Genomic DNA, 23149 nt, shown 5'->3' with positions numbered 1-23149 from the left:
AATATTTGTCTTTGCCGATTAAACTTTAAAACTTAGGCTTTATTAAAAATGGCTAATACCGCACAAGCACGCAAGCGCGCCCGCCAAGCAGTGGCTCGCAACAAACACAACGCCAGCATCCGTTCCATGCTGCGTACCGCTATCAAGCGCGTTCGCCAGGCTATCGAAGCAGGCGACAAAACTGCTGCTAACGAAGTATTCCGCAAAGCGACCAGCATCATTGATCGCGTTGCCGACAAGAACATCATTCACAAGAACAAGGCTGCCCGCCACAAGAGCCGCCTGTCTGCTGCTATCAAGGCACTGGCCTGATTGCTGAAGATTTTTAATGGTTTAATCGGCCCTGGCCTAAAAACCAGTTAAAAAGGGGTGCTTAGCACCCCTTTTTTATTAGCCACAAAACCATTGCCTGAACGTGCAGGCCAATCATGCTAAGTTATGGATTTGCGTTTTCATGAGCGAGTCCCCATGACACGTCCCATCGTGCTGCAACTGGCATCTTTGGCCCAGCACCCCTATTTTGACGATATCGACCGTCATTTCGAGCGCATCTCCCTTCAAGACCTGAATCAGCTCTCTGACGAGCAGATTGCACGCGTCCAGGTATTGTTAACCAGCGCTGTCACCGCCACCCCCGCTTCCTTGATGGAGCGCCTGCCTGCGTTGCAAGCAATTTGCAGTGTAGGGGTAGGCTACGACTCTATCGACGTCCAGGCGGCCAGGCAGCGCGGGATTCAAGTCAGCACCACCCCCGACGTTCTGAACGACTGCGTGGCCGATATGGCCTGGGCCTTGCTGCTGGACGCGGCTCGCCGCGTCACTGAATCCGATCGCTATGTGCGCGCTGGCCACTGGGACCGACCAAATGGCTTCGGGCTGGGCACGCGAGTGAGCGGCAAGAAACTGGGTATTGTGGGGCTAGGCCGCATTGGACAGACTATTGCCCGCCGAGCCGGCGGCTTTGATATGGAGCTGCGCTATCACAACCGCCGTCCGCGCCACGATGTGCCCTGGCACTATGAACCGTCCCTGATCGAACTGGCCTATTGGGCAGATTTCCTGGTGATCGCCACCGTGGGCGGTGATGAAACACGGGGACTGATCAATGTCGACGTCCTGAACGCCCTGGGCCCGCACGGGATTCTGGTCAATATTGCCCGAGGCAGTGTCGTCGATGAAACGGCATTGATTGCCGCCTTGCAACAGGGACGACTGGGCGCGGCAGGGCTGGATGTCTTCGAAAAGGAACCCCAGGTTCCTGCGGCCTTGCGCGATCTGAACCAGGTTGTCCTGGCGCCGCACACCGCCAGCGCCACCCGGGAAACACGCGAAGCCATGCTCTCGCTGACACTGGAAAACATCTTGCAGTTTCAGAAAACAGGCAAGGTACTGACGCCGCTGACACTATAAAAAAACAAGTCGCCTGCCGTTTAACGGGGGCGACTGAGCAGACTGCGCAAAATCAGGATCAGGACTCAACAGGGTCCATATTCTCGGGATCGATACCGCTGATTTTCAAATTATTGTCTTGCGCAAAGCCACAGACGAATTTCCAGGCCAAAGGCTCGAGCTCTCGCAGACGAGCATCCACCACCACGCAGCGCACGCCGTCAATCAGCCGCGGCACCACATAGGGCGAGTAGGTCAAATGGCCACCCATCGCCCCAGCCGGGCGAAACTGGGACATTACACCGGCCAAGCGTTCTGCCCAGTCGCTGGGACGAAAACGCTGATCCTGCCGGGTCACACCATGGATTACAAGTTGCTTCACTGGCTCTGTCATAACAATTAATCGCTCACCGTGCAGTACAGGTCGGCTGCACTTTTTCCTTTGTCGCTCCGCATTGTATCCGATCGCAGCCGCGCAAAGCCCGGGATTCAATAAATTAGCCACTTGACAATTTATTGCCAAGCATTACTTTGACCGGCCCTTTTTATCCAAACGCCCATCCCCGTCCTGCCCCCGTCAGGGCCCGACTTTGCTCTAAATAGCCGGACAGGTTAAGATGGCTTTCTTTATCCGCAGGATTTTCTTATGGATGCCATCGTGCAAGCAGGACCGCTTCGGCACTTTCTGCAATTTCGCGACTTTTCTCACGACGAAATTTTATATGTGCTGGAACGCGCACGCCTGATCAAAGACAAGTTCAAACGCTATCAGCCGCACCACACATTGCACGACCGCACCTTGGCGATGGTTTTTGAAAAAGCCAGCACCCGTACCCGTGTCTCGTTTGAAGCCGGCATGTATCAACTGGGCGGCTCGGTCATTCATTTGACCACCACTGACTCGCAGCTGGGCCGCTCCGAACCCATTGAAGATACCGCACGCGTGGTTTCGCGCATGGTCGATATCGTCATGATCCGCACCTTCGAGCAGACCCGCCTGGAACGCTTTGCCTCCCACTCGCGAGTGCCGGTCATCAATGGACTGACTAACGAGTTTCACCCTTGCCAGATTCTGGCCGACATCTTTACCTTTATCGAGCATCGCGGCGATATCAAGGGCAAGACCGTGGCCTGGATCGGAGACGCCAACAATATGGCGTATACCTGGCTGCAAGCGGCAGAAATTCTGGGCTTCACGCTGCATGTGTCGGCCCCTAACGGCTACCACCTGGAGTCGGATCGCACCGGCAACCCGGACTCCAGCATTCTGCGCGAATTCGACGATCCCTTGGAAGCCTGCAAGGGCGCGCACCTGGTTACCACGGACGTGTGGACCAGCATGGGTTACGAAGACGAGAACGAAGAGCGTCGCAAAGCCTTTGCAGACTGGTGTGTGGATCAGGAGATGATGGATGTAGCGGACCCGAGCGCCCTCTTTATGCATTGCCTGCCCGCTCATCGCGGCGAGGAAGTCACCGGCGAAGTCATCGACGGCCCACAAAGTGTGGTCTGGGATGAAGCTGAAAACCGCCTGCATGTTCAGAAAGCATTGATGGAGTTCCTGATTCTGGGACGCCAGCAAGCCTGAACACCACAGAGCCACGCCAACGGCTCAACAATGTAAAAGGGGATACGTTGTATCCCCTTTTTCTTTTTACGCCTGAACGTCCAGACCCGCCAAGCGATACCCCACCTGCAGTTCCGTCCGCAGATACTTGGGCTGTGCGGCATCCTGCTCCAGCTTTTGCCGCAACTGCATCATGTACACCCGCAGATAATGCGGCCGGTCTGAGTAAGCAGGCCCCCAGGTTTCGTGCAACAAATGTTGATGCGTCAATACCTTGCCATGCCCCCGAATCAGGGCCGTCAGGAGACGAAACTCAATAGGCGTCAAATGCACGGCCTGCCCATCCCGCGTCACCTCATGAGACGCCAGATCGACCTGCACCCCTCCAAAGCGGACCCGCGACGAGGCTACCTGCACGTTTGGCACCAATTGGGAGCGCCGCAACAAAGCGCGTATACGGGCCAACAGCTCCGGCACGCCAAAGGGTTTGGCCAGATAGTCATCCGCGCCGGCATTCAGGGCCGCCACCTTCTCTTCTTCTCGATCCCGGGCAGACAGGACCAGAATCGGAGAATAGACCCAGCCGCGCAGATCGCGAATCAAGTCCTTGCCGTCTCCGTCTGGCAGACCCAAATCCACAATCATCAAGTCGGGACGACGGGTTGCCGCGTCCATACGCGCTTGCGCCAAGGTGCTGGCTTCGATCACGGCCATGCCCTCCTGCTCCAGGGCAATCCGTACGAAACGACGGATATTGGATTCATCCTCCACGATCAGTATCTGGGCTTTGTTCATGTCGGTAGCTCGTCACTCTCCATACGGGGGGCCGCTTTCCAGGGCAGGCGAATCTCAAAGACCACCCCCTGCGGCAAGCGCGGCCTGGCGCTGATCGTACCACCATGTGCAGCAATAATCGTTCGACACAGTCCCAGCCCCAAGCCCACCCCCGCCACGGAGGATTCTTTCTGTCCCCGTGTGAAAGTATCAAACAATCGCTCGGGATCCCCTGGTGGCAAACCGGGACCATCATCGCTGATCAGCAAATACATGGACTGACCCGCCCACACCCCCCTCAGCCAGATCGTGCTGGTATCGGGCGTGTACTTGGCGGCATTATCCAGCAGATTCGTCACTACCCTCTCCAACATGACACCATCGACTTCGACTAACGGCAGGTCCGCAGCGAACTCGGTCACGACCTGACGAGGCTGCAAGGCGGCCGCGCAACGGGCAAGCGCAATCCCCACAATATCGCCCAAGGCATGCCACTCCTTGTGCAGTTTGACTCCTTCATTTTGCATACGGGCCAGGTCCAGCAAGTTGGACACCTGACGACGCAACTCATCAGACTCCACACGTATGGCCCTCGCAATATCGCGCTGTTCTGTTTCACCCAGGCCCTTGGGTTGCTCCAGGGTTTCAGCCAGACCCCGGATCACAGTCAAGGGCGTACGTAAATCATGCGAGACGGCCGACAGCAAGGTATTGCGCATTTTCTCCCCCTCCATGCGCAGCACCGTGTCTTGGGCGATGGCCACATAGTGAATGCGTTCAAGAGCTTGCGCCAATATAAAGCAGCACGCATCCAGCAAGCGCCGCCCATCGGGTGTTCGTAACGAAGCTGCCGCGCCAGACTGTACCACTAGCACACCACGCGGGGCCATCGGGCCTTTCAAGGGCAAGTACAAGGCACTGGCCCCATTCAGGGTTTCAGTTCCCTTGCCCGCCGCTTCCATGTGGTCGAACACCCATTGCGCGACTGAAAGCTCCACAAAGCTCGTATGGCGAGTTGCGACCAGCTGATTATGCTGATCCGGCACAACCAGCACCATCGGCATCTCAAACAAAGGCTCCAGGGTATCGCGGCACACGGCCAGCACCTGCTCCAATGCCAGCGCCCCGGCCAGATCCCGACTGACACGCGTCAACGCGGCCGCCCGGCGCTCGCCATCGCGCGCCGCTCGTGCCTCGGCCTGCAAACGGGCTGCCAGCTGACCAATAATCAAGGCCACCACCAACATCACACCAAACGTGAAAACATACTGGGTATCCGTAACCGAAAACGAATAGCGGGGTTCCACAAAGAAAAAATCAAAGAAGGCCACCGACAACAGCGAGGCCCACACACCGGCCAACCGTCCCAAGCGCAAGGCGGTAAAGACCACCGTGATCAAAAACAGCATGATCACATTGGAGAGTTCAAAAAACGGCAACAACTGCTCCGCCAGCAAGGTCGTCACCACACAGATGATGGAGGCAATCGACAGGGCTTTGCCCTGCGCCATGGGGGTCTCCAGCAGCTCAAGGGGGCGGATAGGTCGCTGAACCGTATCCACACGCACGAGCAGCAGGCCAATCTCGGGGTTGCTACGCGCCAGCCGCTCCGACAAGGCAGGCCGCCAGGGCCAGCGCGAACGTGCCGAGGAGTTACCCAGAATCAACTTGGTGGCATTGCGTTGCCGTGCGTAGGCCAGGGCGGTATGAGCCACATCCTGACCGGCAATATTGGCAAACTCAGCGCCGGCATGCTGCGCACTGGCCGCCAGGCGCACCAGCGCTTCCTGCGCCTTGATCTGACCGCTTTCCGATGGCGTGTCCACATGCAGCACGATCCAGGGCGTTTGCCATTGCTGGGCCAGCCGCGCCCCCTCCCGAATCAGCGCTTCCTGGGCACTGTCCGCACTGACGCACACCATTAACAGTTCACGAGTAGGCCAGACGGTTCGTATGGCATGGGAGATTCGGTAGACATGCACATCGGCATTGACCCGGTCCGCCACGCGACGCAAGGCCAGTTCACGCAAGGCAATCAGATTGCCCCGACGAAAGAAGTGTTGACGCGCCTGGGCCACCGAGTCCGCCAGATACACTTTGCCGGCATTCAAGCGAGCCAACAGATCATCCGGGGGCAGATCCACCAGCAGCACATCGGCCGCACGATCAAATATCCGGTCTGGAACGGTCTCCCGAACCCGCACCCCGACAATGCCCCCCACCACCTCATTCAGGCTGTCCAGATGTTGCACATTCAACGCGGTATACACATCGATTCCCGCATCCAGCAGCTCTTCCACATCCTGCCAGCGTTTGGCATGACGGCTACCCTCAAGATTGGAATGGGCCAGCTCATCGACCAGCAGCAACTGATACCCCGACACAAGGGCCGCATCCAGATCAAACTCGGTGACCACCCGTCCCTGACGCTGATACTCCTTGCGCGCCAGTACGGGCAGCCCCTGCAGCAACGTCTGTGTTTCCTGACGGCCATGCGTCTCCACAATACCAATCGCAACGGACACTCCCTCGGACTGACGCTGATGCGCTTCCTTGAGCATGGCGTAGGTTTTCCCCACACCCGCGCACGCTCCAAAGAAGATCTTGAGCTGCCCCCGGCGAGGCTGGTGCGGGTCCTCGCCAACCACCTGCAACAGCTCATCCGGGTCCGGCCTATCTTCAAGCGACATGGGTCTGTGTACTCCCTGCAGAAAACTGGTAATGATCTTACGCTCTTATCCAAAAAACGGCGTCAGCAGCAGATCAATCAACTTGATGCCGACAAACGGAGCGATCAGCCCGCCCAGGCCGTAAATCAAGAGGTTTCGCTTGAGTAAACGGCTGGCCGGTTCGGCACGGTATTTCACCCCCCGCAAGGCCAAGGGAATCAGAGCGATGATTATCAGGGCATTGAAAATGACTGCAGACAGAATGGCAGTGGCCGGGCTGTGCAACTGCATCACATTCAAGGCACCCAGAGCGGGATAAGTGACTACAAAAGCCGCGGGAATAATCGCAAAGTACTTGGCCAGATCATTTGCGATACTGAAAGTCGTCAAGGCGCCGCGGGTCATAATCATCTGTTTGCCCACTTCCACCACTCGCAACAGCTTGGTGGGATTGCTGTCCAGATCGACCATATTGCCCGCCTCTTTGGCCGCCTGCGTGCCACTGTTCATCGCCACAGCCACATCAGCCTGGGCCAGCGCAGGAGCATCATTGGTCCCGTCACCCGTCATGGCAACCAGTCGCCCTTCATCCTGATAACGCCGGATCAACTGCAGCTTGTCCTCCGGCGTGGCTTCGGCCAGATAGTCATCCACCCCGGCCTCGGCCGCGATGGCCGCAGCCGTCAACGGGTTGTCCCCGGTAATCATGATGGTCTTGATCCCCATAGCCCGCAGCTCAGCAAACCGCTCCTTGATCCCGCCTTTGACGATGTCTTTCAGCTCCACCACGCCCAGCGCTTTATTGCCTTCGGTCACCACCAGCGGCGTGCTGCCCCGTCGCGCCAGCTCATTGACCAGACCATCCAGTTCAGACGGAAAAATACCTCCCAACGATTCAATGTGAGCGTGCATCGTGCTCGCCGCGCCTTTTCGGATCTGACGACCGTCAATATCAATTCCACTCATGCGGGTATGGGCGCTAAAGGCAATGGTTCGCGCGCCATGCAGCTCACGGCCTCGCAAATGAAACTGTTGCTTGGCCAAGACCACAATGGAGCGCCCCTCGGGAGTCTCGTCCGCCAGCGAGGCCAATTGGGCGGCATCGGCCAGAGCCTGCTCAGACACCTGCGGCGCGGGCAGAAACGCCCAGGCTTCCCGGTTGCCCAGCGTGATCGTGCCGGTCTTGTCCAGCAGCAAAACATCCACATCCCCGGCTGCCTCGATAGCGCGGCCAGAACTCGCCAGCACATTGGCTTGCATCATGCGGCTCATGCCAGCAACCCCCACTGCCGACAGCAAGGCGCCGATGGTGGTGGGAATCAGGCACACCAACAAAGCAATCAGGGCTGTCATCGTGACAGGTGAACCGTGTCCGGTCAGCACCGTCGCAAAGCTGGAAAAAGGCAACAAGGTGACGCACACCAGCAAGAAGATCAGCGTCAAGGCCACCAGTAAAATCGTCAAAGCAATCTCGTTGGGGGTTTTGCCACGCCTGGCCCCCTCCACCATTGCTATCATGCGATCCAGAAAGGCCTCACCCGGTTTGGCGGTCACCCGCATCACGATCCAGTCTGACAGCACCCGGGTACCGCCCGTGACGGAACAGAAGTCTCCCCCGGACTCACGGATCACCGGCGCCGACTCACCTGTAATGGCAGACTCGTCCACCGAGGCGGCACCCTGCAAAATCTCCCCATCGGCGGGGATAATCTCGCCTGCCTCAACCAACACGTAAGCGCCCGGCAGCAGCTCGTCGCTGGGGACCGGCCAGGCACGGCTATCGCGCGCGGGTTCTTTCAATACCCTGGCCATGACCCGCTTGCGGGTGGAACGCAATGCATCGGCTTGCGCCTTGCCCCGCCCTTCCGCTACGGCCTCGGCCGCATTGGCAAACAGGACCGTAAACCACAACCAGGCCGACACCGACCAGATGAATCCGGCCGGAGCCTCACCCTGGCCCAGCAGAGCCTGCATGCCCAGCAAGCTGGTCACAATGCTGCCCAGATACACCACGCACATCACCGGGTTTTTGAATTGCGCCCGGGGCGAGAGTTTTTTGAAGGCTTCCTTGCACACCGTTCCCCACGGTATGGCGCGCAATGACGATGAATGTCCCGCCTCTTGCATGGCTTTCAGATCAGTAATAGACATAATGACACCTGTTCCTAACGCACGGCGGGCTGAACAGGCTTGACCCTGTCCAGTGCCAGATTAAGCTCCAAGACCTGCACACGCGGCTCGCCCAGCACTCCCCATTGACGGGCCTGGGTGTAGCGATCGATCAAGACCTGGACCTGAGCCAGCGGCATGTCCCGCATCCTGGCAATTCGAGCGGCCTGCAAACGGGCATTGGCTACCGAGATATGGGGATCCAGCCCCGATGCCGACGCCGTCACGGCATCCACCGGCACGGGTGCATCCTCTGCCAAACCGTTCATCAGGCGATAGGCCTTGCTGCGCTCCGCCACAGCATCCAGCAAACTGCTGCTTAACACGCCCTGATTGCCAGCCCCGCTGGCCGCGGCGTTATAGGGTTGGGCAATACTTTGGGAAGGATCTGCCGGGTCCACTCCCACAGTCGCGCTGGGGCGGCCGTGAAAATACGCGGGCTGGCTGAAGTACTGGCCAATCTGGCGGGAGCCTACGACCTGGCCATCACGTTGAATCAGGCTGCCCTTTGCCTGCTCCGGGAACAGGGCGGTGCCGATAAAGGTCGTGGCCAAGGGGTAGGCAATGCCCGTCAACAGCATAAAAAACACAGCAGACACCAATACCGGCCTCAACAAGCTTCTCATCGTCGGGGCAGCCAGTGTCGAAACCAAAAAGTGATGGGTAGACATGACGGTCAATCCTCAAAAAGTAATGCCATCGAGCATCAACAGGTGCTCCACAATCGGGCCCAGCGCCAATGCAGGCAGGAACGTCAACCCGCCCACCACCAGAACCACAAAAATCAACAGACCCGTAAATAAGGGGGTAGCCGTCGACAAGGTGCCTGGGCCCGCAGGAACCGCTTTCTTGGCGGCCAGCACACCGGCCAAAGCCAGCAAGGGCAGCAAGGTCAGATACCGCCCAACCAGCATCGCCAGCCCTATCGTCGTATTGAAGAAAGGAGTGTTCGCATTAAAGCCTGCGAAGGCTGAACCGTTATTGGCCGTGCCCGAGGTGTAGGCGTAAAGCACCTCGCTAAAGCCATGCGGGCCCATATTGGACAGACTGTCCAGGGTCGAGGGCTGCAGGCTGGCCAAAGCGGTAAAGCCCAGGATGCTGAAGGCATGCGCCAACATGGCCAGCATCACGTACTTCATCTCCCGCGCCTCAATCTTCTTGCCCAGAAACTCGGGGCTGCGCCCTATCATCATGCCCACCAGAAAGACCGTCAAAATGGCGTAGCTGACCAGACTGATAAAGCCCACCCCGATCCCGCCAAACACATTGTTCAGCATCATTTGGGCAATCGGCACCAGACCACCCAAAGGAGTCAGCGACGAATGCATGGCATCGACCGAGCCAGTGGTCGCGGCCGTGGTCACTGTGGCAAACAGACTGCTTTGCGCCACCCCGAAACGCAGCTCCTTACCCTCCAGGTTGCCTCCGCCCTGCGTGCTGCTTTGAGTCTGGTCCACCCCTAAAGGAGTCAGCAAGGGATTACCGGCTTGTTCAGCGCTGTAAATCAGGGCCAGAAAGCCCACGAACATCACCAGAAAAGCGGCAAAAAATGCCCAACCCTGGCGACGGCGGCTCAGCATGGTGCCAAAGGCATAGGTCAGGGACGAGGGAACCAGCAACATGCTGAGCATGTGAATGGTATTGGTCAGCGGGGTGGGATTTTCAAAAGGATGGGCCGCATTCATGCCAAAAAAACCGCCCCCATTGGTTCCCACATGCTTGATGCTTTCAAGGCTGGCCACTGGCCCCAGAATAATCTGCTGCTTAAGCCCTTCCAGCGTGTTGACCACGACATCAGACGCCAGTGTCTGCGGCATACCCTGCCAGATATAAAGCAAGGCCAGCAAGAAGCTGCACGGCAAGAGCAGGCGATACAAAGAACGAGTGAAGTCCACCCAGTAGTTGCCAATATCAGCCGAACTTTTCCGGCTTAAACCACGGATGAAACCGCCTGCCGCCGCCAGACCTGTTGTGGCACTGATCATCATCAGAAAGGTGATGGCCACCATCTGGGAAAAATTGGACAGACTGGACTCCCCCGAATACGCCTGCCAGTTGGTATTGGTCGTAAAGGAGATGGCCGTATTAAAAGCCAGGTCAGGAGACTGGGCGACACGCTGCAGGCTGTCTCCCGGTATCCCGCCCTGCACCCGCAAAAGAACATATCCCAAAAGCAACATGGCGGCATTGCTTAACAACAGCGCCAGCGCATATCGCTTCCAGGACATCTTCTCGTCCGGGTTCACCCCCAACAGCCGATACGTGCCACGCTCAATCAAACTGTGCTTCGGGCTACAGAAAAAATGGGCAATCCACTTGCCCACCACCACTAACAAGACCGTAGAGACGGCCAGAACCACCAGGAACTGCATCAAATCGTCCAGCATGACAGCCCCTCTTACAGTTTTTCAAGACCAAGCACAAATCCGGTCGCCATCGCAAAGAATGCGAACAGCACCGCTAAGAATAAAAAATCACTCATATGCACACCTGTTCCAAACAATGAACACTTGCCAGCCTGAACTTAGAAGTTTTCGGCCTTGAGCAAGGCATAGAACAAATAGATAAACAGCCCCAGCGATACCCCTGCTGCCAGAACCGTAAAAAAGGACGCTGTCATCCTGAACTCCCGATCAATGCTGACTTGCAGCAGACAGAGACAGTCTAGGAGTGACGGCATAAATTCAGAGCAGTGTTTACTGGCCCACGTATAAAGACGGCATATGGATTTGGACCAGGGCGAGGCCGGCACGCTCCATCAACTGGTCTGTCCAGCGTTGATAGGTCTGTCTGGCAATAAGGTGCAAGGGGCTTAAATGCTGATCCAGGCCCCACAAGATATGTTGTGCATCCTGAGCCGCAGGACCGTACACCTGCTCCAGCTCGTGGCGGCCGTGGTCGCACCACTGTCGGATGCTATCGGCGGTCACTTCCAGATGGCCTTGAAAGGCCCAATGCGGACCCAGGCAGAAACCTTTATTCAAGCAATGAGGACCGTATAAAGTCCGGCTGGCCCCCGAGGGAATCTGGAAGGTGTCGTAATGCCAGTTAAACAGCATGGCACGCTTGGGCAGGCCCATGACACGCTGCGCGTAAGGGCTGCTCCAAACCTGGCCCCAACCTATGTTCGGATATGGGTTGCGTTGCACTTGAGCCCCAAGGCAACGAGCCAGCAGTTGCGCCCCAAAGCAATGGCCCAGAACCGGAACATGGCGCCGAACCGCGTCCTGCAATAGTTCGTGCTCCTGCTCTATCCAGGGCAAACAATCATGAACACTGCGATCACTGCCCAGCACGACCACCCCGCTGTAATCACGAGCGGATACCGGCGCCCCGCCCTCCAGCGGCGACATGCACAAGTGATGGGGAAGACCATGGCTCTCCAGATGATCCAGCAGCACTCCCGGCCCTTGCGTGGCCTCGTGCTGCAAAACAAGAATGGGTTTCATGACGTGAATGCCTGACCGCGCAGGCCTGTTGTTCAGGAGAACTCACTGTAGAACTGGCCGTATCAAGACCAGGATCTGTTTGCGATTAGGCTCGTATAAGTGGCATCAAGGGGATGTCTGCTGCAAACAAAAACACAGTTCGTCATTTGCCTGACATATGCCTTTGCTCAAATGTAATCGTTTTCATTTTGACGGCTGGGTGTCATGGCCAATGTAGGAATACTGGATGTCGCCAGAGCAGCCCAGGTATCGGTTGCCACGGTATCGCGCGTGCTCAATGAGCCAGAAAAGGTGGGCGAAAAGACCCGCCTTCGCGTGCAAGCCGCGATCGACGCGCTGGGGTATGAGCCCAATGCCTCGGCACGCAGTCTGCGCAGCCAACGCAGTCGGGTCATCGGCGTCGTCTTGCCTACCTTGCTCAACCCCGTTTTTGCCGAGTGTTTGAAAGGCATCGCCGATACGGCAGCCCGCGGCGGCTATGCCATCTTGCCCTTCTTTACCGACTACCACCTTGAACGTGAATCCCAGGCAGTCGCCTTGCTCCTGGCCAGCAATGTGGAAGGCATTGTGCTGGTGGTCTCCAACCCGGCTCATTCCCCTGCTTTAGTGCGACTGGGCAAGACTCGCTGTCCCTACGTACTGGCTTACAACCAGCACCCCGAGCATCCTTGCGTCACCGTCAACGGCGAGCAGGCCATGATTGAATTGATCCGCCATCTGGCCACACTGGGCCATCGCCGCATTGCCATGGTAAGCGGTCATCTGCACGTGTCTGATCGCGCCCAGCAACGCAGCCATGGCTATCTAAAAGGAATGGACAAGGCGGGTCTGGCGCCCATGCCACTGCTGGAAGTGCCGTTCATGGATCAGGGCGAAGAGGAACAAACGCCACATTCTGACGGTGTGCATCTTGCCAGCGTCGCCCGACTTTTGCGCCAGCCCGAACGTCCCACGGCCTTGATTGGCTCCAACGATCTGATTGCCATTCGCTGTCTGCGCACGGCACAACAGATTGGCCTGCAGGTTCCCAGCGATATCAGCGTGATCGGCTTTGATGGCATTGCGCTAGGGGCTGAACTGTTTCCGCGTCCGGCCACCATCGCACAGCCCAATGAAGAAATTGGTCGCCAATGCATCGGCCTGCTGCTGGAGGCAGTGGCCCAGCAAAAAACAGTTCCCGCGCAGGCCTCGGTTCTGCTGCCCTACACCTTCGACCGGGGCGAGTCCTGCGCCCCTGCCCCTTGCTCACCAAGGGCCCATACAGGATGAGGCCCCTTTCCTCTGTGGGACTCTTTCCCACCACCCCTGCGTTCAAGCCATTCCCGGCTTTTGCCTGACACCACTTACTAACTGGAGTGATCAACCATGAAACATATGCTGAGCACATTGGCTTGCCGCGTGGCACTGCCCCTGGCCCTGATGACAATGGGAAGCGCAGTCGCCGCGCAGACCGCCATTTGCTACAACTGTCCCCCTGAATGGGCCGATTGGGCCAGCCAGATCGAAGCCATCAAGCAACATACCGGCATTACCGTGCCGCCCGATAACAAGAACTCCGGCCAGTCACTGGCTCAACTACTGGCCGAATCCGCCAATCCGGTCGCTGACGTCACGTATCTGGGCATCACCTTTGCCATCCAGGCCCAGAAAGACGGCGTGACCCAAGCCTATAAACCCGAAGGCTGGGAACAGATTCCGGAAGGATTGAAAGATCCGCAAGGGCATTGGTTCGCGATTCATTCGGGCACCATGGGCATCATGGTCAATAAATCGGCCTTGGGCGATGTACCAGTGCCCACGTCCTGGAACGATCTGCTCAAGCCAGAATACAAAGGTCTGGTGGGCTATCTGGACCCTTCCTCTGCCTTCGTGGGCTATGTCGGCGCCGTTGCGATCAACGAGGCCCTGGGCGGCAATATGGACAACTTTGACCCCGCCATCAACTGGTTCAAGGCCCTGCAACAGAACAATCCCATCGTCCCCAAGCAAACCGCTTATGCTCGCCTGATTTCCGGCGAGATCCCCATCTTGCTGGACTATGATTTCAGCGCCTACCGCGCACAATATAAAGACGGGGAAGATGTAGCATTCGTCATTCCCCAGGAAGGCACGATTGTGGTGCCGTACGTCATGTCGCTGGTCAAGAACGCCCCACATGCCGAACAGGGACGCAAAGTACTGGATTTCGTGCTCTCCGAGCAAGGCCAGGCTATCTGGGCCAATGCCTTCCTGCGCCCGATTCGCAGCAGTGCCATCAGCGAGCAGGCACAGTCACGCTTCCTGCCTGACAGCGACTACGCGCGCGCCAAGGCCGTTAACTACGCACGCATGGCACAAGGTCAGAAGCCTTTTGCTGAGCGTTACCTGGCTGAGGTCCGCTAAGCGGTCCAGACGGAGTTAGCGTATGCAAGCCACCTACCTGCTGCCCCTGTGCTCGGCACCTGCCGTCGCTTTTTTTGCCGCGTTCTGGCTGTTGCCGGCGATACAGCTTCTGGCATTGCCCGCTCAGGAAGGCATAGACACCTACTGGGTCGTGTTGACATCGGGACGGTACTTGCAGGCCCTGCTGCAAACGCTGCTCCTGTCCGCTCTGGTGACCCTGGCCACCTTGGTGCTCGGCGCCATCGTTGGCATCGTGATGGCCCGCCACCGCGTGCCTGCCAAACGCCTGCTGCTCGCCTTGATGACGCTTCCCCTCTCTTTTCCCGGCGTCATCGTGGGTTTTTTCATCATCTTGCTGGGTGGTCGCCAGGGGCTGCTGGCCCAGATCACCCAGGATCTGGGGTTGGGGCGGATCACGTTTGCCTATAGCCTGCTGGGTCTGTTTCTGGCTTATCTGTACTTTTCCCTGCCTCGCGCCATTGCCACCTACACCGCCGCGGCCCAATCCATAGACCGCAATCTGGAGGAAGCGGCCCGCTCCTATGGTGCCACACGCTGGGATATTGCCCGGGACGTCTGGATACCGGAGCTGGCGCCAACGTCGCTGTCCTGCGGCGCCATCGTATTTGCCACTTCCATGGGTGCCTTCGGGACGGCCTTCACCTTGTCCAGCCGCTACGAAGTCTTGCCCATCACGATCTACAACGAATTTACCAACTATGCGAATTTCACCTTGGCTGCCAGCTTGTCCATATCGTTGGGGCTGCTGACATGGTTTACCTTGTGGCTGGCCCGGCGCGTGGTGCGCGACCCCGCGGTGGTGGTGTGAGGACATCATGAGCACAAAAATGCTATCCCATCCTCAGCGGCCCGCTCCCCTGCTCCTGGCGCTTACCGGCCTGACCATCCTGTTCCTGCTGGGCCCCATCCTGGTTTCGGTCATGGCAGGACTGGTCAACAACTACCGCATCGGTCTGAAAAGCGGCCTGACGCTGAAATGGCTCGAACAAGTCTGGGCAAACTACGGCGGTACGGTCTGGCTATCGCTGCAACTGGCCCTGCTCTGTGTCCTGGCGGCCATCGTACTGGGACTGCCTTGCGCCTATGCACTGTCCCGTAGCCGCTCCCGCCTGGCTCGCAGTTTCGAGGAGCTGCTGACCTTGCCCGTGGCCGTGCCCGGCATGGCCTCCGCCCTTGCCCTGCTGCTGGCTTACGGTTCACTGCAAGGCTTTCGCCAGAGTTTCTGGTTCATTCTGGTCGGTCACATTGTATTTACCCTGCCGTTTATGGTGCGCACCACCACCGCCGCCCTGCAAAAACGCAGCCTGGTTGATCTGGAGGAAGCAGCCCGATCCCTGGGGGCCAGTTTCACTCAAATCTTTTTCGGGATTTTACTTCCCGCCATCTTGCCCGCCGTTGTCGCCGGCAGCCTGATGGTTTTCACCCTGTCGCTGGGGGAGTTCAACCTGACCTGGATGCTCCACACCCCCCTGACACGTACCTTGCCAGTGGGCTTGGCCGACAGCTACGCCTCCATGCGCATCGAAGTGGGTTCGGCCTATACGCTGATTTTTATGCTTGTCATCTTGCCCGTGCTCTGGGCACTGCAAGCCCTGGCGCGCTTGCTGGAGAAACAATATGGAAACTAAACACGTACCCGTGCGCATTGAACAATGCGCCAAAACCTATGCGGATGGCACACGGGGTTTGCACCCCAGCACCCTGGATATCGCCCCGGGTGAAGTCATGGCGCTGCTGGGCCCCTCGGGCTGCGGCAAGACCACCTTGCTGCGGCTGATCGCCGGTCTGGAAATGCCCGATGCCGGTAGCCGCATCCTGTTCGACGGACAGGACGTTACCCATCTGCCGATTGAAAAACGCGAAGTCGGCATGGTGTTTCAACATTACGCCCTGTTTCCGGCCATGACGGTTGAGGCGAACATCGGCTATGGCCCGAAAATCAAAGGCATGGCCCTAGCGGAGCGCCAGCAACGGGTTGGCGAGCTGGTCGATCTGATGCGCCTGAATGGTCTGGAAAAACGCCTGCCTTCTGCCCTGTCCGGTGGACAGCGACAACGGGTTGCGATCGCCCGCGCCATCGCCAATCAACCCCGTGTCCTGCTCCTGGACGAGCCCCTGGCTGCCCTGGATGCCAAGCTGAAAGTCTCGTTGCGCGATGAACTGGCCGAGCTGCTGCGACGCCTGCGCATTACCGCCATTCACGTCACCCACGATCAACAGGAAGCCTTTGCCATTGCTGACCGGCTGGCCGTCATGCACGAAGGCCGCATTATTCAAATTGGCGACGGAGAAAGCCTGTACCGGCATCCCGCCCATCCGTTTGTCGCCACTTTCCTGGGGCGCGTCAACGTCCTGCAACGTAACGCACAAAGCCTGTTTCATAACGATGTGCGGCTGGCAGACCTGCACCTGGCCTGCCCCGAGGCTTTACGCGGGTCACAGGAATTACTATTACGCCCAGAGGACATCCGTGTGTGCATGGAGGCACCGGCTGGCTGGGCACGGGCGCGTGTTCAGCAACGCAGTTTTATGGGCGGGCGGGTCCAGCTGACCCTGGAGGTCGCCGGACAAGCTCCCCTGATTGCCGAGGTAGATCGTGACAATGCCGCCGTGCTCGGCAGCACAGTGGGTATTCAGCTCAACCCGGACTCGCTGATACCTGGCTCGGTGCCGATGTCCTGAGGCAGTCACACCTTCCGGTCAGCCCAGGCCTGGTTCCCTTGGGCCCCCACCTGATAACAACACGGAGCGCACAGCGCGACCTGATACCGATGCTCAACACCCTACTGATTCAAATGACCGACCCGCATATACGGGAAGAAGGCCGACTGGCCTACGGACGACTCAATACCGCCCCCTATTTGCAGGCTGCCATCGACCATGCTCTGGCGCTGCCTCAAAGACCGGATGCCATCGTGCTGACAGGCGATCTGACTGACTTTGGGCGAGCCCGGGAATATGCGCAACTGCGCAGATTACTCGCGCCGCTGGACTCGATTCCCGTCTACCTGCTGCCAGGCAATCATGATGACCGGCAGCAACTACGGGAAAGCTTCCCCGACCATACGTATTTGGGCAAAACCGGGCCGGTTTGCTACGGCGTCGATATCGGAGGGCTCAGACTGCTGGCGCTGGACAGTGCCGTCGCGGGAGCCAGCGCAGGCAGCCTGGATCAGGCGCAACTGGATTGGCTGGCTGCTGAACTGGCAAAGCACGCTACACGTCCCACTGTCATTGCCCTGCACCACCCGCCGTTCAACACCCTGATCGGCCATATGGACAGGATTGGCCTGCTGCAGGGCGCAGCGCAACTGGAAGCGATTGTTCGTCAGCACACGCAGGTCGAACGGGTCATCAGCGGGCATTTGCATCGTAGTATCCACATCCGTTTTGGTGGAACAATAGCCAGCACGGCCCCTTCAGTCGCGCATCAGGTGTGTCTGGACCTGGCTGATGATGCCGCCTCTGCCTGGACGCTGGAGCCGCCGGGCTATGCCGTCCACGCCCTCGATAGCCACGGGCAGATTGTCACTCACACCGCTACGGTGGGCCAGTTCGACGGCCCCTTCGCCTTCCATGAACCCAGTGGCAAACTCATCGACTGATTCGCTGCGCAGCACTTTCTCTGGGTAGCGCGGCCTTGCTGCCCTCCTCAACCCCGGTTGAGGATAGATGGATGCAACCCATTGGCTCGCCGCGCTCAGCAAAAGCTGAAACGGTTAAACAGGATCGTTACCGGACACACCGGGACTCGCCGCATGCACAAAAATACCCCAATGCCTGATCCAACAGGGATTGGGGTATTTTGTTGGCGCTGCCTCAAACCAGGGCGCTCCGTTCAGAGACACCCCGATCTGCAAGGCAAGTCTTACTTCTTGCTGTCTTTCAGCTGAGGCACAGCCGAACCGGCCGCAGGAGCCAACAGGCCAGCTTGTGTGTAGGTGAACAGCTTGTCGCGTGTGTCCACGATATCCAGATTGCGCATGGTCAACTGACCGATACGGTCGCGTGGCGAGAACATGCTATCCACTTTTTCCATGCTCAGACGCTCGGCCTTGTAGGTCAGGTTAGGCGAGACGGTATCCAAGATGGAGTAGTCATTACCGCGGCGCAGTTCCAGCGTCACTTCGCCCGTCACCGCACGAGCCACCCAGCGCTGAGCGGTTTCACGCAGCATGATGGCTTGTGGGTCGAACCAACGGCCTTGGTACAGCAGACGACCCAAACGCAGACCGTTGATGCGGTACTGTTCAATGGTGTCTTCGTTGTGAATACCCGTTACCAGACGCTCGTAAGCAATGTGCAGCAAAGCCATGCCGGGGGCTTCGTAAATGCCACGGCTCTTGGCTTCGATGATGCGGTTTTCGATCTGGTCGCTCATGCCCAGACCATGACGGCCGCCGATGCGGTTCGCTTCCAGCATCAGTTCCACAGGGTCGGAGAATTCCACACCGTTCAGAGCAACAGGCTGACCTTCCTCAAAGCGCACACGCACTTGTTCAGCAGGCACGGCCACATCGTCACGCCAGAACGCGACACCCATAATGGGTTTGACGATATTGATGCCGGCATTCAGGTACTCCAGATCCTTGGCCTCGTGCGTGGCACCCAGCATGTTGGAATCGGTGGAGTAGGCTTTCTCGGCCGACATCTTGTAGTCGAAACCGTTTTCCTGCATGTACTCGGACATCTCGGCACGGCCACCCAGCTCATCAATAAAGGTCTGGTCCAGCCAAGGCTTATAAATCTTCAGTTCGGGGTTGGTCAACAAACCGTAGCGGTAGAAACGCTCAATGTCGTTGCCCTTGTAGGTGCTGCCATCGCCCCAGATATGAACATCGTCCTCTTTCATGGCGGCCACCAGCATGGTACCGGTTACAGCGCGGCCAATAGGCGTGGTGTTGAAGTAGGTGACACCGCCCGTGGTGATATGAAAAGCGTTGCACTGCAAAGCGGCAATCCCTTCGGCCACCAGTTGCTGACGGCAATCCACCAAGCGAGCCAAGGTGGCGCCGTATTCCTTGGCCTTGCGAGGGATGGCATCGTAATCGGGCTCGTCGGGCTGACCCAGATTGGCGGTGTAGGCGTAAGGGATGGCGCCCTTATTGCGCATCCACAAAAGGGCAGCGCTGGTGTCCAGGCCACCGGAAAAGGCAATGCCGACCTTCTGGCCGACTGGAAGAGATTCAAGGATGGTTGTCATTATCGCGTCAGTAGTGGTGTGCAAGTACAGTTCCGCCTGTCAGGCTCTCGACAAGAGCCCTGCCCGCGGCCGGATCAATATGTCATTATATCGCCTTGACCGACCCTGGACACCTTTGCGTAGCTGGATTTAATTACCCGATGAACTAGAACACGCTTTTTTACCTGGAGACCTGCCATGCCCGAGACACCCGCTCACGCTGCCATCAGCCGCTACCCCGTCCCTGCCCTGGCCGAAATGCCCGACGATATTCGCAGCCGTATTGAAGCAGTGCAGGAAAAATCCGGCTTCATACCCAATGTGTTTCTGGCCCTGGCTCATCGGCCTGACGAGTTCCGTGCCTTTTTTGCCTATCATGACGCCTTGATGGACAAACCCAGCGGCCTGAGCCAGGCTGATCGGGAAATGATTGTGGTGGCCACCTCGGCGGCCAATCAATGCCATTACTGTGTGATCGCCCACGGCGCGATTTTACGTATCCGCGCCAAAAACCCGCTGGTGGCAGACCAGGTTGCCGTCAACTGGCGCAAGGCCGACATTAGCGCTCGCCAAAAAGCAATGCTGGCTTTCGCTCTGAAAGTCTCGCAAAACGCCCAGGATATTGACGAGGCCGACTTCCAGGCGCTGCACGAGCACGGGTTTAGCGACGAAGACGCCTGGGACATTGCCGGCATCAGTGCTTTTTTCGGTTTGAGCAATCGCATGGCCAATTTCATGTCCATGCGCTGCAATGACGAGTTTTATATGCTGGGCCGTGTCCCACGCTAAACAATGATGCGCTACGCCCTGTTGTGCGCCGGGTGGATTTGTGTGGCGCTGGCCATTGCCGGCGCTATTTTGCCTTTGCTGCCCACCACGCCATTTGTCCTGCTGGCCGCCTGGTGCTTTTCGCGTAGCTCCCCACGTTTTCACCAATGGCTGCTGAATCAGCGCCATCTTGGCCCTTACCTGCGCAACTGGGAGAACGGCCAGGGGCTGACACGCCAGGCCAAGCGTCGAGCATTGATCATCTTGTGGCTGTCGCTGGCAGTGTCCGCGTGGTTGACCAGCCACTTGGGCTGGTACCGTCTGGGTTTGCTGATTCCCGGCATTTTTGCCACCCGTTATCTGCTCCGCAGCAAAACCCTGGATGACACGTCTTCAGGCCCTGTGCAAAAATAGCCTGCTTGAACCGATCCTGGCTTCCTTTTTTGCTTGAAGATTCCATGTCTCCTCCTGTCATCTTGCTGGCCGCGGCCTATATCACCAATCCTGCCGGACAAATCCTGCTGGTCCGCAAACGTGGCAGCGCCTATTACATGCAGGCGGGTGGCAAGCTGGAGGCTGGTGAGACACCTTTACAAGCCTTGCAGCGTGAACTGGAGGAAGAGCTTGGGCTGACAGCACAGGAAACTGCGCAGGCCCGCTATGAGGCGTACTTTGAAAGCCCCGCCGCCAACGAGCCCGGCCATATGGTTCATGCCCATGTGTTTACTCTATCAGTAGAGCGCGACATCCAGGCGGCAGCCGAACTGGAGGAAGCCCGCTGGGTCAGCCCTCAAGAAATCCGTTCTCTGACCCTCGCCCCCTTGCTGGCCAATCACATTTTGCCGCGCCTGTGCGCTCCGGCAAGCGCCTGAGAGGTGGCTGGGTCTGAGGCGAGCTCTCTTGCGCGGCACAAACCACGAGCCGACTATTTTTTGGCATAATGTCGCCCTTGAGTCTCCTCTTGGGGGACGCAGCTATTTGCCCGGCCAGCCCGCCACGGCGGGCTTTTTTTATTGAGCGCTAATTTATGTCCTCTTTGCCCTGTCAAGGCGCAATCGTCACCTTTACCCTTCAGCAACTGCGTGCCGCCACGCAGGCAGGGGGAATTTTGGGTGTGTCCATCAAAGGACAAGGCAATCATTTTTTTGTACAGGTAGCCACGCGTGCCGGACAGGCGGTGCTGGTCACCGCCCGCAGTAAAGATCCACGCAGCTTCAAAAGCCCCCTGCAAGCCATGGTCTTGCTCAAGCAAGTGGGGATTGTGACCGGCCAGTTTGATCTCACCCAATACTCACCGGACCAACACGAAACCGCTCCTCGCAGTCGTCGCCGTCCTGCCAAGCCCAGCAAACTGGGTTTGCGCTGGAACCGGATTGCAGAACGCATCTCCAGCCCGGCGCAGCCATCCTTGGATGACCCCAGCCTGGATATCAGCGAGGAGCAGACACGCCGCCTGATCGCCCGGCAAGAAAACCAGCAATTAAGCCTGCTGGGCAACTGAGCGCAAGCCTACGGAGTTTTCGGACGTTTCCACCGCATAGGCCGCGTCCAGAGCCTGCGCCAGATCCTGCTGTAAGTGCCCGGGCTCCTCCAGCCCGACATGCAAACGCAGCAGTTGTCCTTCGCCAAACAAGGCACGCCCGTTGCGTTTGGGCATATCGATGGGCAAAGCCAGACTTTCAAAGCCGCCCCAGGACAGGCCAATACCGAACAGCTGCAAGGCTTTAAAAAAGCGTGAGAGCTGCTCGTGGCTCAAGGGCTCGAGCACCACGCCGAACAGGCCAGTTGCGCCGGTGAAGTCCCGCTTCCAGATAGCATGCCCGGGGTGCGATTCCAGTGCAGGATGCAATACCTGACGCACCTGCGGATGATGTTCAAGAAAACGCGCAATCTGCAAGGCGCTGGCCTGATGCTGACGCAGGCGCACGCCTAAGGTGCGCAAGCCTCGCAACGCCAAAAAGGCATCATCTGGCCCCGCTGTCTGGCCAAAATCATGTGCCGCACGGCGCAGCAAAGGCCAAGCCCGCTCATTGGCAGTCGCAACCCCCAGCAAGGCATCCGAATGCCCGGTCAAATACTTGGTGGCGGCCTGTATGGACACATCCACACCGTGCTCAAAAGCTTGGAAAAACAAAGGTGTGGCCCACGTGTTGTCCAGCAATACATAGGCCCCGGCTGCATGCGCGCAACGCGCGATAGCGGGGATATCCTGGATTTCAAAAGTGGCAGAACCCGGGGACTCCACATACACGACCTTGGTGTTGGGACGAATCAGACTGGCGATCCCCTCTCCGATGCAGGGCTCGTAAAACTGAACCTGAATACGCATCCGGCCAGCCAGCACCTGCTGCGCAAACGTGCGCATCGGACCATAAATCGAATCAGGCAAGAGCAAATGGTCACCCACTTCCAGCATGCCCAGCAAGGTGTGGGTACAAGCAGCCAGACCGGAAGGAAACACGCTGGCCTGAAATCCCCCTTCCAGCTCGGCCACGGCCTGTGTCAGGGTCTGCAAGGTGGGGTTGGTGAAACGACCATAAGAGGCGTACGGGTTATCAGGCTCTTTGCGCTGTGTCCATTGCTCCAGATTGTCGGCCAAAATGGTCGACCCCCGGCAAATGGGTACATTAACAAAGCCGCCTGACACACGGCTGTCCCGACCCATATGCGTCAAACGGGTATTTTGATAATCGCAATCCTGCATGCTGTTTTCCTGATCCTGTTCACAAGAGATGAATGGAAACAGTCTACGCAAGAGCAGGCAGGCAATTATTGCCTT

Annotated in this window: 23 protein-coding genes; 13 read left to right on the top strand and 10 right to left on the bottom strand. The window is 58.1% G+C overall.

Going from position 1 to position 23149, the window contains the following annotated elements:
* Positions 1 to 48: 48 nt before the first annotated feature.
* Positions 49 to 312, top strand: a complete 264-nt coding sequence (gene rpsT, locus ACOZ42_RS06345) for a 30S ribosomal protein S20 (protein ID WP_003801510.1) — start codon at positions 49 to 51, stop codon at positions 310 to 312.
* 156 nt (positions 313 to 468) lie between these two features.
* Complete coding sequence (locus tag ACOZ42_RS06340) at positions 469 to 1410, top strand: 2-hydroxyacid dehydrogenase (protein ID WP_240208821.1); 942 nt, start codon at positions 469 to 471, stop codon at positions 1408 to 1410.
* Between the two features lie 58 nt (positions 1411 to 1468).
* On the opposite strand, the gene ACOZ42_RS06335 is transcribed toward ACOZ42_RS06340, so the two are convergent.
* The gene (locus ACOZ42_RS06335) at positions 1469 to 1783 is read right to left on the bottom strand and encodes a DUF3579 domain-containing protein (protein ID WP_003801512.1); all 315 of its coding nucleotides are present in this window, start codon (positions 1781 to 1783) and stop codon (positions 1469 to 1471) included.
* Between the two features lie 252 nt (positions 1784 to 2035).
* On the opposite strand from ACOZ42_RS06335, the gene argF reads away from it, so the two are divergent.
* Entirely contained in the window at positions 2036 to 2977 is a 942-nt protein-coding gene (argF, locus tag ACOZ42_RS06330; RefSeq protein WP_039943281.1) for an ornithine carbamoyltransferase, read from the top strand.
* Between the two features lie 66 nt (positions 2978 to 3043).
* Here argF and ACOZ42_RS06325 read toward each other — a convergent pair whose 3' ends face one another.
* From ACOZ42_RS06325 to ACOZ42_RS06295, 7 genes are all read right to left on the bottom strand, one after another.
* Positions 3044 to 3751 (bottom strand): response regulator, encoded by a 708-nt coding sequence (locus ACOZ42_RS06325; protein WP_426345691.1) that lies wholly within the window; start codon positions 3749 to 3751, stop codon positions 3044 to 3046.
* Positions 3748 to 6420, bottom strand: a complete 2673-nt coding sequence (locus tag ACOZ42_RS06320; protein WP_426345690.1) for a DUF4118 domain-containing protein — start codon at positions 6418 to 6420, stop codon at positions 3748 to 3750. Before ACOZ42_RS06320 ends, ACOZ42_RS06325 begins: the two co-directional genes overlap by 4 nt.
* A 45-nt stretch (positions 6421 to 6465) precedes the next feature.
* Entirely contained in the window at positions 6466 to 8526 is a 2061-nt protein-coding gene (gene kdpB / locus ACOZ42_RS06315; RefSeq protein WP_426345837.1) for a potassium-transporting ATPase subunit KdpB, read from the bottom strand.
* A 38-nt stretch (positions 8527 to 8564) separates the two neighbouring features.
* Entirely contained in the window at positions 8565 to 9239 is a 675-nt protein-coding gene (gene kdpC, locus ACOZ42_RS06310) for a potassium-transporting ATPase subunit KdpC (protein WP_240208823.1), read from the bottom strand.
* A gap of 12 nt (positions 9240 to 9251) precedes the next feature.
* Positions 9252 to 10955 carry a potassium-transporting ATPase subunit KdpA gene (gene kdpA / locus ACOZ42_RS06305; protein WP_003801525.1) on the bottom strand — a complete coding sequence of 568 codons (1704 nt, stop codon included), beginning with the start codon at positions 10953 to 10955 and terminating at the stop codon, positions 9252 to 9254.
* Positions 10956 to 11092: 137 nt separating this feature from the next.
* The gene (gene kdpF / locus ACOZ42_RS06300) at positions 11093 to 11188 is read right to left on the bottom strand and encodes a K(+)-transporting ATPase subunit F (protein WP_100214825.1); all 96 of its coding nucleotides are present in this window, start codon (positions 11186 to 11188) and stop codon (positions 11093 to 11095) included.
* Positions 11189 to 11264: 76 nt separating this feature from the next.
* Positions 11265 to 12017 carry a type 1 glutamine amidotransferase gene (locus ACOZ42_RS06295; RefSeq protein WP_426345689.1) on the bottom strand — a complete coding sequence of 251 codons (753 nt, stop codon included), beginning with the start codon at positions 12015 to 12017 and terminating at the stop codon, positions 11265 to 11267.
* 204 nt (positions 12018 to 12221) lie between these two features.
* On the opposite strand from ACOZ42_RS06295, the gene ACOZ42_RS06290 reads away from it, so the two are divergent.
* The 6 genes from ACOZ42_RS06290 (at position 12222) to ACOZ42_RS06265 (ending at position 18025) form a co-directional block, all read left to right on the top strand.
* Positions 12222 to 13286 carry a LacI family DNA-binding transcriptional regulator gene (locus ACOZ42_RS06290; RefSeq protein WP_426345688.1) on the top strand — a complete coding sequence of 355 codons (1065 nt, stop codon included), beginning with the start codon at positions 12222 to 12224 and terminating at the stop codon, positions 13284 to 13286.
* 105 nt (positions 13287 to 13391) lie between these two features.
* On the top strand, positions 13392 to 14399 hold the full coding sequence (locus ACOZ42_RS06285; RefSeq protein ID WP_415302355.1) for an ABC transporter substrate-binding protein: 1008 nt from the start codon (positions 13392 to 13394) through the stop codon (positions 14397 to 14399).
* A gap of 22 nt (positions 14400 to 14421) precedes the next feature.
* The gene (locus tag ACOZ42_RS06280; protein WP_426345687.1) at positions 14422 to 15228 is read left to right on the top strand and encodes an ABC transporter permease subunit; all 807 of its coding nucleotides are present in this window, start codon (positions 14422 to 14424) and stop codon (positions 15226 to 15228) included.
* A gap of 19 nt (positions 15229 to 15247) precedes the next feature.
* Complete coding sequence (locus ACOZ42_RS06275; protein ID WP_426345836.1) at positions 15248 to 16048, top strand: ABC transporter permease; 801 nt, start codon at positions 15248 to 15250, stop codon at positions 16046 to 16048.
* Positions 16038 to 17102 (top strand): ABC transporter ATP-binding protein, encoded by a 1065-nt coding sequence (locus ACOZ42_RS06270; RefSeq protein WP_426345686.1) that lies wholly within the window; start codon positions 16038 to 16040, stop codon positions 17100 to 17102. Before ACOZ42_RS06275 ends, ACOZ42_RS06270 begins: the two co-directional genes overlap by 11 nt.
* A gap of 89 nt (positions 17103 to 17191) precedes the next feature.
* Positions 17192 to 18025 (top strand): phosphodiesterase, encoded by an 834-nt coding sequence (locus ACOZ42_RS06265; RefSeq protein ID WP_426345685.1) that lies wholly within the window; start codon positions 17192 to 17194, stop codon positions 18023 to 18025.
* A 263-nt stretch (positions 18026 to 18288) separates the two neighbouring features.
* On the opposite strand, the gene argG is transcribed toward ACOZ42_RS06265, so the two are convergent.
* Positions 18289 to 19623, bottom strand: coding sequence for an argininosuccinate synthase (gene argG / locus ACOZ42_RS06260; RefSeq protein WP_003801544.1), 1335 nt, complete (start codon positions 19621 to 19623; stop codon positions 18289 to 18291).
* Positions 19624 to 19800: 177 nt separating this feature from the next.
* On the opposite strand from argG, the gene ACOZ42_RS06255 reads away from it, so the two are divergent.
* From ACOZ42_RS06255 to ACOZ42_RS06240, 4 genes are all read left to right on the top strand, one after another.
* Positions 19801 to 20391 (top strand): peroxidase-related enzyme, encoded by a 591-nt coding sequence (locus ACOZ42_RS06255; protein ID WP_426345684.1) that lies wholly within the window; start codon positions 19801 to 19803, stop codon positions 20389 to 20391.
* Between the two features lie 3 nt (positions 20392 to 20394).
* Positions 20395 to 20784: a YbaN family protein gene (locus tag ACOZ42_RS06250; protein ID WP_039943286.1), complete on the top strand. Its 390-nt coding sequence runs from the start codon at positions 20395 to 20397 to the stop codon at positions 20782 to 20784.
* Between the two features lie 44 nt (positions 20785 to 20828).
* On the top strand, positions 20829 to 21242 hold the full coding sequence (locus ACOZ42_RS06245; RefSeq protein WP_003801551.1) for an NUDIX hydrolase: 414 nt from the start codon (positions 20829 to 20831) through the stop codon (positions 21240 to 21242).
* Between the two features lie 155 nt (positions 21243 to 21397).
* Positions 21398 to 21871, top strand: coding sequence for a hypothetical protein (locus ACOZ42_RS06240; RefSeq protein WP_003801553.1), 474 nt, complete (start codon positions 21398 to 21400; stop codon positions 21869 to 21871).
* Here the strand turns inward: ACOZ42_RS06240 and metC are convergent.
* On the bottom strand, positions 21851 to 23074 hold the full coding sequence (gene metC, locus ACOZ42_RS06235) for a cystathionine beta-lyase (protein ID WP_426345683.1): 1224 nt from the start codon (positions 23072 to 23074) through the stop codon (positions 21851 to 21853). The two genes, ACOZ42_RS06240 and metC, sit on opposite strands and share 21 nt — an antisense overlap.
* Between the last annotated feature and the right edge of the window lie 75 nt (positions 23075 to 23149).

The organism is Alcaligenes sp. HNGD-HTN06, from assembly GCF_049932565.1.
GTDB lineage: Bacteria > Pseudomonadota > Gammaproteobacteria > Burkholderiales > Burkholderiaceae_B > Alcaligenes > Alcaligenes ammonioxydans.
The sequence above is the reverse complement of the archived record's forward strand: the minus strand, read 5'-3'. Positions and strand labels throughout refer to the sequence as shown.